Annotated in this window: 13 protein-coding genes; 7 read left to right on the forward strand and 6 right to left on the reverse strand. The window is 45.7% G+C overall.

What is annotated here, in order from left to right; genetic code table 11:
- Positions 1 to 348: 348 nt before the first annotated feature.
- Complete coding sequence (truD, locus tag AAJP47_RS02505; protein ID WP_497198676.1) at positions 349 to 1,494, forward strand: tRNA pseudouridine(13) synthase TruD; 1,146 nt, start codon at positions 349 to 351, stop codon at positions 1,492 to 1,494.
- A 160-nt stretch (positions 1,495 to 1,654) separates the two neighbouring features.
- Here the strand turns inward: truD and AAJP47_RS02510 are convergent, their stop codons facing one another.
- Both AAJP47_RS02510 and AAJP47_RS02515 read right to left on the reverse strand, forming a co-directional pair.
- Positions 1,655 to 3,100 (reverse strand): GGDEF domain-containing protein, encoded by a 1,446-nt coding sequence (locus tag AAJP47_RS02510; RefSeq protein WP_346716325.1) that lies wholly within the window; start codon positions 3,098 to 3,100, stop codon positions 1,655 to 1,657.
- A gap of 155 nt (positions 3,101 to 3,255) precedes the next feature.
- Positions 3,256 to 4,137 (reverse strand): PHP domain-containing protein, encoded by an 882-nt coding sequence (locus tag AAJP47_RS02515; RefSeq protein WP_346716326.1) that lies wholly within the window; start codon positions 4,135 to 4,137, stop codon positions 3,256 to 3,258.
- 204 nt (positions 4,138 to 4,341) lie between these two features.
- On the opposite strand from AAJP47_RS02515, the gene AAJP47_RS02520 reads away from it, so the two are divergent.
- The 6 genes from AAJP47_RS02520 (at position 4,342) to AAJP47_RS02545 (ending at position 9,727) form a co-directional block, all read left to right on the forward strand.
- The gene (locus AAJP47_RS02520; protein ID WP_346716327.1) at positions 4,342 to 4,893 is read left to right on the forward strand and encodes an inner membrane-spanning protein YciB; all 552 of its coding nucleotides are present in this window, start codon (positions 4,342 to 4,344) and stop codon (positions 4,891 to 4,893) included.
- A gap of 336 nt (positions 4,894 to 5,229) precedes the next feature.
- Entirely contained in the window at positions 5,230 to 5,571 is a 342-nt protein-coding gene (locus AAJP47_RS02525; RefSeq protein WP_346716328.1) for a YciI family protein, read from the forward strand.
- Between the two features lie 44 nt (positions 5,572 to 5,615).
- Positions 5,616 to 6,014, forward strand: a complete 399-nt coding sequence (locus AAJP47_RS02530; protein ID WP_346716329.1) for an SH3 domain-containing protein — start codon at positions 5,616 to 5,618, stop codon at positions 6,012 to 6,014.
- Between the two features lie 112 nt (positions 6,015 to 6,126).
- Entirely contained in the window at positions 6,127 to 8,190 is a 2,064-nt protein-coding gene (gene mnmC2 / locus AAJP47_RS02535; protein ID WP_346716330.1) for a tRNA (5-methylaminomethyl-2-thiouridine)(34)-methyltransferase MnmC2, read from the forward strand.
- A gap of 249 nt (positions 8,191 to 8,439) precedes the next feature.
- Positions 8,440 to 8,877 carry a secondary thiamine-phosphate synthase enzyme YjbQ gene (locus AAJP47_RS02540; protein WP_346716331.1) on the forward strand — a complete coding sequence of 146 codons (438 nt, stop codon included), beginning with the start codon at positions 8,440 to 8,442 and terminating at the stop codon, positions 8,875 to 8,877.
- Positions 8,878 to 9,106: 229 nt separating this feature from the next.
- Positions 9,107 to 9,727, forward strand: coding sequence for a hypothetical protein (locus tag AAJP47_RS02545; RefSeq protein WP_346716332.1), 621 nt, complete (start codon positions 9,107 to 9,109; stop codon positions 9,725 to 9,727).
- Positions 9,728 to 9,979: 252 nt separating this feature from the next.
- On the opposite strand, the gene AAJP47_RS02550 is transcribed toward AAJP47_RS02545, so the two are convergent.
- From AAJP47_RS02550 to AAJP47_RS02565, 4 genes are all read right to left on the reverse strand, one after another.
- Positions 9,980 to 10,639 carry a DUF4112 domain-containing protein gene (locus tag AAJP47_RS02550; protein ID WP_346716333.1) on the reverse strand — a complete coding sequence of 220 codons (660 nt, stop codon included), beginning with the start codon at positions 10,637 to 10,639 and terminating at the stop codon, positions 9,980 to 9,982.
- Positions 10,632 to 11,570 (reverse strand): 4-hydroxybenzoate octaprenyltransferase, encoded by a 939-nt coding sequence (ubiA, locus tag AAJP47_RS02555; protein WP_346716334.1) that lies wholly within the window; start codon positions 11,568 to 11,570, stop codon positions 10,632 to 10,634. The genes AAJP47_RS02550 and ubiA overlap by 8 nt, the downstream gene beginning before the upstream one ends.
- Before the next feature lie 13 nt (positions 11,571 to 11,583).
- Positions 11,584 to 11,823 (reverse strand): hypothetical protein, encoded by a 240-nt coding sequence (locus tag AAJP47_RS02560; RefSeq protein WP_346716335.1) that lies wholly within the window; start codon positions 11,821 to 11,823, stop codon positions 11,584 to 11,586.
- A 228-nt stretch (positions 11,824 to 12,051) separates the two neighbouring features.
- Complete coding sequence (locus tag AAJP47_RS02565; RefSeq protein ID WP_346716336.1) at positions 12,052 to 12,936, reverse strand: class I SAM-dependent methyltransferase; 885 nt, start codon at positions 12,934 to 12,936, stop codon at positions 12,052 to 12,054.
- Between the last annotated feature and the right edge of the window lie 126 nt (positions 12,937 to 13,062).

The raw sequence follows: 13,062 nt of genomic DNA on the forward strand, positions 1-13,062 counted from the left end.
TAGTTATTTTTTGATAAGTGCCTGTTAAGGACGATCGTATTACGTGATACACCCATAAATCCAAAACAGCATAGTTATCGATAGTAACAAGATCCGTTCGTTCACCATGTTTTTTTGTACATTCGCTGCGTTGCAAAACGTAATCCTTGGCGGCAATTTACTCCTCTAGCCTATTTAAAATGTATGGTTAAAATAAAAGACCCTGTTATGACTTCTCAAGATAAAACGACAAACCTAACGACCCACACTAAAACCGCTGTTCAAAGTGAGACAATTGGTAGTGAGCCAGTTGATAACTTAAGCCCTGAGGTCTTAAGCACTGATGTTTCAAGCACTGAGGTCTTAAGCATGGCTATCACTGATGCCACGGATACTTCTCAATTACCACAACCAGTGCCGCCACCGCTAGCCCAAGCCCATTATAAAACTGATGCCACGGACTTTATCGTCAATGAGATATTGCCATTAGCATTGACTGGCGAGGGTGAGCACTTATGGCTGCATATCCAAAAGTCAGGCATCAATACCGCCTACCTTGCTAAATTATTATCAGAATGGGCAGACATTCCCTTACGCGATGTAGGCTACTCAGGACTCAAAGACCGCCATGCGTTGACGACGCAGTGGTTTAGTCTACGAATACCCAAAAAGCAGTTACCCGCGTCTGAATTTGCCCCAGTAGATATCGGTGATAATGAGTCGATCACTATCCTCGCCCAGCATTGGCACAATAAAAAACTCAACCGCGGCACGCATAAAGCCAATGAGTTTATTATTACGTTGCGTCAGGTTCAATTTGAAACATTGCCAGCGGACACACCTGAGCAAACACGCTCTGCCAAGCAGCAGGTTGAAGAGCATTTAACCACCATGAGTAAAACTGGCGTACCCAATTATTTTGGGCCGCAGCGCTTTGGTCGTAATGGCAATAATGTGAGAGAAGCCTTAGCCCTGTTTGCGCGTCCACCGCGTGAGGATCGCCCGCAACCCAAAAAGAGCAAACGCAAACGCGCCCCCCGTGAGCAAAATACCATGGAATTGTCCGCTGCACGCAGTTTGATCTTTAATGAGATATTGGCCGCACGAGTCCGTAATGGCAGTTGGAATCAAGGACTAGCAGGTGAAGTGTTTAACTTAGATGGATCAGGATCGATATTTACCAGCGAAGAGATCGACGACACGTTACGTACGCGACTTGCCAGCGGTGACATTCACCCAACGGGCGTGTTGTGGGGCACAGATAACGATAAAGTCAGTGGCGCGGCAGCCAATATTGAAAAAGACACGGTGCAACATAATCCCTTATTGATGCAGTTGGCAACAGGCTTAGAGAAACGTGACATTAAGGCTCAACGGCGACCGCTACGTTTGCCCATTGATGACTTGTCTTGGACATGGAATGACGAGCAGACGCTAGTATTGAGTTTCACCTTGACCACTGGCAGCTTTGCAACCAGCGTATTGGCAAGCTTGGTGCAGCGATTAGACTCTTAATTATCGTGGTTATAGTCGTGCATAAAATAATAGGTAAGAGCGATATAACGAATATGGAAAAAAGAACATGTTAACAAAGAGCAGGAAACCCAAGGTTAAAGGTTAAAGGTTAAAGGTTAAAGGTTAATCACTTTATCAGTACTGCGTCACGATAGACACATTAAAGTGACGCGATACCTGCCTCATTTACAGCAGACATCTCGTTGGCACTCACCACCTGATTGCGGCCACGGTCTTTGGCTTCATACAATGCCTTGTCTGCTGTGCAAATTAGACGCTGGCAAATATCATGAGGAAGGTGGGCGTTTGAATCTTTGCTAATAGAGTGTTTGCTGATAAATGACTTCATCTTTTTGGGTTCTGAAAGCGAATTTGACGCCTCTTTTTGCGTCAGCATTTCGTGCGTTTGTTTGATACAGTTGCGCTCTTCATGCGTCAAGGTATATAAACCCAAACTGGTGGTCACATGAAATTTGTTATTCTCATCGACCGTGATCACATGTTCTGCAATACTAAGACGCAATTGTTCAGCAATGCACATCGCGCTATCGTGCTTGGTATCGGGCAACACGATCAAAAACTCCTCACCACCGTAGCGGCTAATAATCGTTTCTTCATCTAAAGATTGCAAAAGCGTTTGCGATACTTCCATCAAAACCCGGTCCCCAACCTCATGCCCGTACTTATCATTGACCTCTTTAAACCAATCTAAATCCAATAGAATCACACTAAAGTCCTGATCGTCTTCGACGGCTAATAGCGCCGCTTTCATCTGTGTCAGACCATAACGGCGGCTTTTGAGCTGAGTCAGCTCATCTTGATTGGCATGTTGTAGTATTTCTTTTTTACTGGCATCTAATATCAATAGCAGCGTGCGAAAGGTATAAATGATAAAAATAGCTTTTGGTAACGCCATATAAAGATGTGTGGCACGCCAAAAAAATGTGGAAGAAAAGCGCAATTGACTCAAAAGATCCCAGCCGGGCTTATCGTTTTCAACGATTGCATTTTGAACCGTGCTTTCAACGGCTGTCACTTCACTATAGCCTAGATAACTATAAGTCACGACGGGAAAAGCGCTAACGTCGGTTTGACGCAGATTGGGCAACGCAAACCCAAAATAAGGAAAAATAGTAAACACCAAAATCAATAGAATGTGCGCCAAAAAGGCATTCCATATGTAGCGGCGACGTATGAGCATCATTGCCAGCATGGCCCCGCCAACGAGCGAGACCCCTGACACCAAGCTACTGTGCCCCATTACCAAAATCACGACAGCAATATAGATGCTGTAGATCGTCACCAAAACCGCCTGCCATTTACGTAGCGAGCCATTGTCTTTTCTTAGCGGTGACAAATGGCTCACCATCCAAATAAAGAACACGCCAGTCAGTGATACCCCAATCCACACAGGGTAAAACAAGTCCATATCGACATAAGACGCATAAATCGCTCGGTGCCACCAAACAAACAAACACCAAAGCCAATGTGAGGTCACTTCCATCAGTACAAACAAAGCCAGTAATGACGCCCTATCAGCAGCCTGCCACTCAAAAATGACGCGAGAGAGTTTCTTGTAGCCCAGATGAGATATCGATACAGCCATAAGGAATACCGCAGACAGTAAAAATAGCTAAGTTAAAATCAAAGTAGTCGATCAAAAATACCGCTTATATGAGATCTAAACTCGCTCGTGTGACATTTATAATCCACGTAGCTTATCATGCTTGACCATGATGTTTGTAACGATGACTCTTTAGTCTAAGACAATGCCGAAAATGACTGCCAAATACCTTGCTGCTCAGGGTTCAATATTGGGACATCACCCAAACGTCGCCATGGCATATTACTTCCATGAAAATCGCTACCGATGGAGGCAACCAAATTGTGCTCAGCGATGCTACGATCAACCATTTTACGGGTGCTAACAGGCTCGCTATTGGCAGGCAACTCACAACCATCGCCGCCAAGCTGTGCAAACTCTTCAATAAGCTTACGTACTCTAGTCGCTGAGAGCTGATAACGTGTCGGATGCGCCAGCACAGCCTTGCCACCGCACGCATGTATCAGCTCAATACCATGCTGCATCGTCAACGCTTCAATAGCGACATAAGCGGCCTTATTATCAGCCAAGTATTTGTCAAACGCCTTTTGTACGGTCTTTACATGACCCTGCTCAAACAATACCTGCCCGATATGAGCCCGTCCGACTGCTTGCGGATTGCCGCCTGCTTTTTCAAGTATGGCCTGCCATAGAGCATCATAGTTGACATCCAACAGCTCACTGAGTTTTTCAGTCATTTTTTGTCCGCGAAAGGCACGGCTGTCTTGCAGCTGCTGCAACGTTTGATGCATTTTTTTGCGATCAGTAAAATCAAGTCCCAGCACATGGATGATTTTATTGGTGGATTTATTTTTGCCATAACCGCCGCTTAGCGTATGCTCACAGCTAATCTCAACCCCATTGATGAGCTGGATATTGCAAGCATTAGCAGCCTCGCGTGCTTCATCAATGCCTGCGAGCGTATCATGATCGGTCAATGCCAATACGTTCACACCCGCCGCATGAGCACGTTGGATGACTTCTGTTGGGGCATAAGTGCCGTCAGAGCAGGTGCTATGACAATGTAAGTCAATTTTCATAAAGCTGGCCTTAAATTATTAAAGGGAAAATTCATCAGAATATAGGGTTGATTGTATGCGATCGATTATAAATGTAGGGTTCGTAATATGCGTGACAAATAGCGAGAGCCTGTCATATAAGACGATTATCGTGTTGATTGCTTTTTTTTGGCGCAGTAGACGTGTAAACTACCCCATACGTTTTTGTTGGACATCCTATTTGTTATGAAAGCCTTATTAGACTTCATTCCCTTAATTGCTTTTTTCATTGCCGCTCGTCACAGTGGTATTTTAGCGGCAGCTGGCGCCTTACTCATTGCCACCATTGTTATTTATGCGATTCACTTTGTACGTCAAAAAGGCAAGTTTGATAAGCAGCAATGGGTTGTTTTGTTACTCACCATTTTATTTTGTGGGGGCACTTTGCTCCTGCGCGATGATATCTATCTGCGCTGGAAGTCACCCATTATCAATGGCATCTTTGCTTTGACTCTATTTGTCAGCGCCGCCATCAATAAACCATTGATGCAGCTTGCGATGAAAGAGGTATTCACCCTCACATTGAGTGGTTGGAAAAAACTGACGGTCGCTTGGGCGTTGTTTTTTGCCTTTATGGCTGTCTTACATTATATCACAGCGTTTATGATGTCGGATGAGGCGTGGATTAACTTCAAAACCTATGGCTGGATTCCGATTATGCTGGTGTTTGTTGTGGTTCAATTTGTGGCATTGAAAAAGCATCTCAATCCAGCATTGACCGACAAGACCACCAAATAACGATGGCCTTATAACTATTACCTGATAGCTATTGCCTTAAAATAAGGCGCTATTTTGCAATACTCATCGTACTATTAACCAATCATAAAACTTGATTATAAATACTACTAGGCCGTGTCCCCATTTTAAAATGACGATAAAAATGAAATAAATTGTAGCTAAACAAGGAAAATAGCGCACATCACAGCGTACATAGTATCGAGATAGTATCGAAATACTCATCAGCTATTTGACGCGGTTTGGCAAAATTTAGCCTATTTAGATGAATATCGATTGAATTGAGGACACGCCCTAGAGCCCGTAGCGCTTATTTTTATTATTTATTGAGGAAGCCTTATGTCTTTATTTGCCATTATTGGTCACGACGTTGCCGACAGCAGTAAGCAGCGTCAGATTACTCGCCCTGAGCATGTTGAGCGCTTGCAAGCATTGAGCCGTGAGCAGCGACTTATTATTGCAGGGCCAACGCCGATTGAACATGGCAAAAACGAGATGTCAGGCAGTCTCATTATCGCCGATTTTGATTCTCTCGATGCCGCGCAGCAATGGGCAAGCGCTGAACCTTATTTACGCGACGGTGTCTACAGCCATGTGGATGTCAAACCTTTCGTGCAAACGTTGCCAGCGCCCAATGACACACCTAACCATGCGCCGTCAGCACAGGTAACCGCATCGTGAGAGAGCCGTTATCTTTCCTAAGTTCTCGATTGTGTAAAGCGTGCGTGGCAAGCGTTGTGCTATCAACCACTGTACTGACACACGCCGCCCCGACAACCAATGCAGTTGAAAGTGGCGCGTCTACATCGACGACACCGACGCCAGCAACAACAGCGACGACAGGTCAAGAAGCAGCAGCCAGCGCGCCTCAAGCATCAAACGATACTTTGTTGGCAGCCCAACTACAGCCTTCTAATAAGGCGCTGTCTGATGCCAATCAAGAGCTGTTAAGCCGCAATGCACAGCTTCAACGCCAAGTGAATGACTTACAGACACAGGCCAATGTTTTGGTTTATGAAAGTAGAGGTCAACTGTTTTTATACGGCGCTTTCACCGTCTTGATCAGTTTGTTGGTCGGTATTTTTGTCTCTTGGCTGGTATTTGTCCGCCGTGAACGTTGGTAATGTATTTACTTTGCACCCAGCGTTTTATTTCGCGGCTGTCTTTAAAGGTGTTCGTCTTCCTGTTTGATTTATAATCTTGTCTCAACCCACTCACGTCTTTAAGAAACGCGACATGTCTACTACTCATACTCAACCTGACGCCCCATTAAACATGATTACGCCTGCCAACATTGATTGGCAAATGGATGATACTGGCAATAGGGTGCCGGTGTCGGGTGAGTTTGGGGATGTGTATTTCTCACATGCGGACGGCCTTGCAGAGACCCGTCATGTGTTTTTGACGCACAATCAATTGCCAGAGCGACTGGCAAAGCTTGCACCAACGCAATGCTTTACCATTGCTGAATTGGGCTTTGGCACCGGACTCAACTTTTTGGCAACGTGGCAACTCTGGCGTGAGCTGCGTGGTCTGCATCCACATTTGGCAAGTGCTCGCCTGCACTTTATCACGACTGAAAAATATCCCATACCGCTTGCCGATTTAACCGAGATACTTGCCTTATGGCGTGCGCGTGCGCCTGAATTGAGCGACTGTATTGAATCGCTACTCGCCGCTTACCCGCCGCTTATTGCAGGCTGTCATCGTTTAAATTTTCATAACGACAATATAATAATCGATCTGTGGTTTGGGGACGCAAGCGAGAGTTTAAGCAAATTATCCTCAGATAAATCTATTAAGACCACGCCTTATGTGGATGCTTGGTTTTTAGATGGTTTTGCCCCGTCCTGCAACCATGCGTTATGGGCGGAAAATATCTTTGCGCAAATGCAGCGCTTGTCGCGTCCAAACACGACTGCCGCTACTTACAGCTGTGCTGGTATTGTCAAACGTGCCTTGAAGTCGCACGGCTTTCAAATCAATAAAGTCAAAGGCTTTGGCCGCAAGCGTGAGATGCTAACCGCGCTGATGGTCGATCCGGTAGGTTTAGAAGACCAAGAGTTTGACGACCATGTAAAAGATATCGATACGGCGTCTAGTAATAGTACAACCTTGCCTGACAATCATAGCATCGTCATTGGTGCAGGTGTCTCAGGGCTACTCACGGCTTGGTCACTCGCCAATCGCGGTATCCAAGTCACGTTATTGGATAAGTCGGCGCCTCTGGCTGGTGCGTCAGGCAACCCGCGTGCCCTCCTTGCTCCTAAAATGACGCCCATTCATCATGTCGATGAGCACTTGCACACCATCGGTTATCTTTATAGCAGCAGACTGTATCGACAGCTTGATCATGCAGATAAGCCAGTTAAAACACCAGCGATACTTGAACCAACGGGTGCGCTTGATTTGCTGATCAAAGCCAATATCGGCACAGAGCAAATCGCTGATTATCCCAATGCGATGGCAACCACGCTAGCCGCTGAGCAGGCACAAGCCATCAGCGGGTTAAGAGAGCAAAACCTATCAGAAAATTTGTATTTACCACAGTCAGGTTTGGTCAATCCACAAGCATTGAAGCAAACCATATTGACTCATCCGCTCATTCGCTTTCAGCAATTGAACGTTACTAGTATTCAAGAAACAAAGCACCAAGTCCGCGTTGAGGGATATGATCAAGACAAGTCTGAACAAGCTATCTCGGCTGATAACGTAGTAATCTGCGCCGCGTTTGAGAGTCATCAAATCGACAAGCGCGTTTTTGATTGTCGCAAAATCCGTGGACAGCTTTCTTGGTTCACGCCAACTGCTGAGCAGCTCACGCACTTACCTAAAATACCGCTTAAATACAGTGGCTATTGTGCGCTCTTCACTGCTCAAATAGGCGATGAACAACTGAACCCTGTAGTAGCATGCCAGCCTCAGTTTTTGTTAGGTGCCAGTTTTATCCGCAATGATACAGACACGAGTATTCATCTTGAGGAGCATCAGATCAGCCGCGATAAGCTGATCAAAGCTATTCCTGAGATGAGTAATATCGTTCCCACCGATGTCAGTTTATGGCAAGGACGCGCCGGTGTTCGCACCCAAACGCCTGATTATCATCCAATCGTCGGCCTCTTATCAGACAGCAAACGAATTTGGGTGATGAGCGCGATGGGTGCCAAAGGGTATGCACTAGCGCCCATCTGTGCGGAGGCATTAACGGATATGATGACAGGGACGTTTACACCATTATCAGCAGCAATGCTCGCCCGTCTATCGCCAAATCGCGTGCGTTTGCAGACGCCGCTTGTTTAAACTAAGTTTATGTAAGTATTCGAATCGTAGTCGATTCAATATAGAACATATAAAGCGCTACTGAGATAAGTTTTGCGCAGCCTCTGTTTGCCCAAGCACAGCAAACAAGAAAACCTTATCTTAGTAGCGCACCTTAATATTTGCGACCATTTTATCTAGGACTGTCTATATCTAAGTCGCCGCTTTCCACAGCTGCAACTATCTTGTAGTATGGATCTTGAAGCTGATTGTCATAACGAGACATACTACATGCCCTATTATCAAACCACCCTTACCCTCCCTGCCCATTCGCGTGGCATTCATATCATCACCCATTTGATTGAAGACGCCATTGATGAACTGATACCTCATACGTCTCAAGCCGGTTTGGTGCACCTGTTTTTGCAGCATACTTCAGCCAGTCTTGCCATTAACGAAAATGCCGATCCCGATGTCAGACTAGATACCGAAGATTGGTTAAATAAAATCGCACCTGCCGATCAGCCGGAGTACCGCCATACATTAGAAGGGTCAGATGATTTGCCCGCGCATTTTAAAAGTATGATGCTTGGTGTTAGTTTAACGGTGCCGCTTATCAATGGCAGGTTGGGTCTAGGAACATGGCAAGGCGTCTATTTGTGTGAACATAGAAACCTTGTTAGTAAGCAGGGCGGCCAACGAAAGCTGGTCATTACGGTAAATACTTAACCATATACTCGATCCATTTAAAAAAGAGTACTATTCTACTAGTATGAATGTTACGAAACCTCTGTCACGCTTGTAAGCTGCCCGTGAGAAAAATTTATACCAGTAGAACATGAGGAGCGTCTGTACTACTTTTATTTTGGATTGACTACCTGTAGTGTAGTCAAACTCAGTTTATCTTTCACGATTTACGGTGCTTAGATAAAGCGCTTTTAACGGACGAAAATTTATTATGAAGCATCACACATTGGCTCGCACAAACGCTAAGTCTTCCTCTCGCATACTTCCTATCGTGTTCGTTAGTGCGCTACTTATGACTGCCTGCGAAAAAACACCCGAACCTGAACCCCCTACTGACACGCAGGGCGAGACAAATGTACAAACAACGCCCGTGACAACCAATGTCAATGTGCCTGAAAGCAATGTTGACGGTGAAAATGTAGAAAACGAGGGTAAAGCTGACACCGAGCGCGATATTAGCTTAACCCAATTAGAAGACGATCTTGAAACCACCGATGCAGCACCAGCTAGCGCCGCGCCCAATCCTGAGCAAGCCATTAAAGGTGCACAGATCACGGATGTACGTTACAAGAGCGCCGCAGGTGAAACCTTGTCTGTTGTCTTTGAGACATCAGCAGCAGGTTTGCTTAATGCGATTGTAACGCTGCCCAACAAACCAAAAATGACCTTGACTGCTCCTGAAGGTCAAGGCAATAACCCGACCTATCGCTCAAGCGACGGCAGTACTCAGCTGGTCAGCCATGCGGGTGGCGGCAGCATCGATCTCATTCGCAACAATAAAATCACAAGCTTTGATGCGGTCAGTGCTGAGGCCGAGGTGGTTGCAGAATAATAACAATAAATACTCGGTTCTAGTCTCTATATAGTCGATCCATTTTAAAAAGAGTACCGTTCAACTAGAATAAATTTTTGAAGCCTCTGTCACGCTTGCGAACAGCCAGTGAGAAAAATTAATATCAGTCGAGCGTTGTGACTGTATGTCTTAGTTTTATGTTGGATTAACAGTAGGACCAAATTATTGACCAAAAAAAGGCGGCAAACGTGATATCGTTGCCGCCTTTTTGAATAGTAGGCTTACGAGCTTCTAACCAAACCCCGTCGTATTCCCAAATAGACCGACAAGCCAACTGATTCCTGCCCATAATCCCCAACCAAGCAACACAATAAATATCAAACCGAGGATATCAGGGATATGCAAATACAGCCAAGCAATAATCGGATTACGCCAAAAGCCACTTTTCTGCTGTTTATTCTCTAGCGACTGATGCAAAAATGGTCGATCAATATGCGTGACATCAGTGATGCCGTACTCGTCCTGTATGTGCTGATGAACGATGCCCAACGTCTTACGACTGGGACGGATAAAGATATCCAATAGCGTGCCAATACCCGGCACGATACCAACAACCATGTCGAGAAGCGCCAGCCTGACAGCAGGCGTCATTTTATGCGCCGGCACACCCAACTGGCGACCCAATATAAAGGCATAACTGGTTAAGGCCAATCCTGCCAAATCGCCTGCCAGCGGAATGGTTGAAAGCGCCGCATCCGCACCCATGCCCTGCTTGGTAAAGGGAATCCGTACAAGCGAATCCATGACATTGGCAAACTTTGCCAGTTTACGTTCCGCTGCGATCACTTGCTGACGCGTTAATCCATGTTCAGCCAGCTTGGCCTCATAATTGATGGCAGAAGCACCCGAGTTGGGTGTTCTTTTTCTCTTTAACTTTGAGAATCTATCCATTGAAAGTCGTCCATAGACAAGCGATAGCGATGAGCGCGAAGACATAACGCCCTACCCAAATATTGGCCAAAAAAGCCTGAAAACATGCCAGCGCCTGACGACTGGCACAAGCGCTGTTCTGCTTGGCAAACATCATCGCCACAAGCGCTAAGCCAAATATGGGTGTGATGCTCAAGCTGGTTGGCGCAAAATAGTGCCATAGCACCACGCCCATTATCAGTAAAAATAACACCTGTAAGATAGAAATAATCACCACATCGAAACGACCAAACAATATCGCCGTGGATTTGATACCGATTTTTAAATCGTCTTCGCGGTCTGCCATGGCGTACTGGGTATCATAAGCCACGGTCCAGCACATATAGGCAAGAAATAGCAGCCAACACCAGATATCAGGCGCGCCTTGCACCGCCACATACGCCATCGGTATTGCCCAACCAAATGCCGCTGCCAAAAACACTTGCGGCAATTGGGTGTAGCGTTTCATAAAGGGGTAAATAAACGCCAATACGATAGCACCGAACGACCAATAGAACACAGCAATGGGCAAAAAGACCAACAAACCTGCGCTTAATATAACCAATACCAAAAAGGCAGCAATGGCTTCTTTGCCCGATAAACGACCATCAGCCAATGGGCGACCTTTGGTGCGAGTCACATGACCATCTACCTTACGATCAGCAAAATCATTGATCGCACAACCTGCGGCCCGCATGAATACAGCACCTAGCGCAAATAACACAAATACTTTCAGACTTGGCAGACCTGCCGTCAGCCCTTGCTGCTGCGCTTGTCCCATTGCAGCCAGCATCACGCCCCATAGCGTCGGCCATAAGAGCAGCTCAATGCCAACAGGCTTATCAAATCGAGTCAGCTGCATATAGGCGCGAAGCTTTTGGGTAAATGTCAGGGGCGAATGAGTTTGTATCATAATATGGAGGTCTCTATATTTGCTGCCATAAGCGATTTGCTTCCATCAGTGATATCTCAGGATACTGTTTGCGCAACGCTTTGATAGCGGCAATTTTTTCTTTTTTGGAAGCTTGTTGGCGCAAAAATGCCAATTGCTCTTGCGGATTGCTCAGCTCTTTTAGCCGTGCTTCGAGCCGTAGGATTCGAGTCCGTAGCATGATGTTTATCAATAGCAAAATAGCACCCATGACCCAAATAATCAGCACTGACATTCCCTGCTCCTAGATTAATGTAATATAAGCTTCATCAGTAAATCCATTTACTGAATGGATCGAAATAGCCTTCAAAAAATAACTATAGCCAGTTCAATATAAAATCGATACTTTAGTAGCTGCGCGCTATTGTGACAGTTTTTCTTGCTTGCTGTTCGCAGGCGTGACAGAGGCTACAAAAAACTTATCTTGGCAGCACTATATTGGGTTTAAAGTGCATCGACTATCTTAAACAAAATAGCCATCAAAACGCACCGCTTCATTGTGCCAACTCTCACTTGGCGATTGATTGGCAAGTAGTGGCGCAAATTGTGGACGTTTGACAATGACCCGCCTAGATCCATTATGACCGACGACCGCCAAAGCACCTTGTAGTAATTGCTGCTCTTCATCCACCGTTGGTGGACGAGCCAATTGGTGCAAGGCTTGCATATGTTTGCCGACTTTGGCACCTTTGCCCGTTTTGCGGTCTTGATAGCTGTCCTCTGGAAACATAGGGTCTAGATAAACCACATCAACTGTCTTATTGTTTTCAGATACGGATTGGTTGTTCACCATTTCAAAGTAGCTGAGCGCATCGGTATTAATGATTTGCAGACGTGTCATTAGCTTCTGCCAATTCGCCAATTGACTCATACGCTGCTGCTCTGCCAATAATAGTAACGCCATCAATGGTTGCTGCTCAAGCATAATAATTTGAGCGCCCGTACTGGCTAATATCAGACTGTCATGGCCGAAACCTGCCGTGGCATCAATAACTGCGCTATCCGATGTGATTTTTGCCGCCTGTAATAGCAACTCTGACTTACGTCCCGCGCTTACTACACGCCGTTGTAATTTGTCCCATTCAGGTGCAACGCTGAGTCCATCGCTCAGCCATGACAGCGCATTATTATTGTCCAATAATAATAGCGGTTGGATAGATAGCTGACACAACTGCTGGCGACGTTTTTGAGTAAGTTTTTCCGTCAGCAGCTCAGGATTTAAAACGATGGGCAACTGGTGCTGATCTATCAACGCCTGTAATGCTGTTACCTGAGCGTGCTGCAATTCGCTTGCATAAAACAGTTGGCAATACATAAAGAGGCTTGATGCTTGTTGTATGTGGGTCATGATAGTCATTGCTTCTTATAGTTTACCCCCTATAAAACCAATACAGCCCTACTGAAATAAGTTTTACGTCGCCTCTGTCTGCGAAGGCACAGCAAGCAAGAAAAATTTGTTTCAGTAGGGCGTGAT

This window comes from Psychrobacter halotolerans, assembly GCF_039680845.1.
Lineage (GTDB): Bacteria > Pseudomonadota > Gammaproteobacteria > Pseudomonadales > Moraxellaceae > Psychrobacter.

Excerpts from the sequence above, each read along its gene's own strand:
- AAJP47_RS02520 (WP_346716327.1), top strand. The coding sequence starts at position 4,342 with ATGAAAGCCTTATTAGACTTCATTCCCTTAATTGCTTTTTTCATTGCC.
- AAJP47_RS02540 (WP_346716331.1), top strand. The coding sequence starts at position 8,440 with ATGCCCTATTATCAAACCACCCTTACCCTCCCTGCCCATTCGCGTGGC.
- AAJP47_RS02560 (WP_346716335.1), bottom strand. The coding sequence starts at position 11,823 with ATGTCAGTGCTGATTATTTGGGTCATGGGTGCTATTTTGCTATTGATA.
- AAJP47_RS02515 (WP_346716326.1), bottom strand. The coding sequence starts at position 4,137 with ATGAAAATTGACTTACATTGTCATAGCACCTGCTCTGACGGCACTTAT.
- AAJP47_RS02545 (WP_346716332.1), top strand. The coding sequence starts at position 9,107 with ATGAAGCATCACACATTGGCTCGCACAAACGCTAAGTCTTCCTCTCGC.
- AAJP47_RS02565 (WP_346716336.1), bottom strand. The coding sequence starts at position 12,936 with ATGACCCACATACAACAAGCATCAAGCCTCTTTATGTATTGCCAACTG.
- ubiA (WP_346716334.1), bottom strand. The coding sequence starts at position 11,570 with ATGATACAAACTCATTCGCCCCTGACATTTACCCAAAAGCTTCGCGCC.
- AAJP47_RS02550 (WP_346716333.1), bottom strand. The coding sequence starts at position 10,639 with ATGGATAGATTCTCAAAGTTAAAGAGAAAAAGAACACCCAACTCGGGT.
- mnmC2 (WP_346716330.1), top strand. The coding sequence starts at position 6,127 with ATGTCTACTACTCATACTCAACCTGACGCCCCATTAAACATGATTACG.
- AAJP47_RS02510 (WP_346716325.1), bottom strand. The coding sequence starts at position 3,100 with ATGGCTGTATCGATATCTCATCTGGGCTACAAGAAACTCTCTCGCGTC.
- truD (WP_497198676.1), top strand. The coding sequence starts at position 349 with ATGGCTATCACTGATGCCACGGATACTTCTCAATTACCACAACCAGTG.
- AAJP47_RS02525 (WP_346716328.1), top strand. The coding sequence starts at position 5,230 with ATGTCTTTATTTGCCATTATTGGTCACGACGTTGCCGACAGCAGTAAG.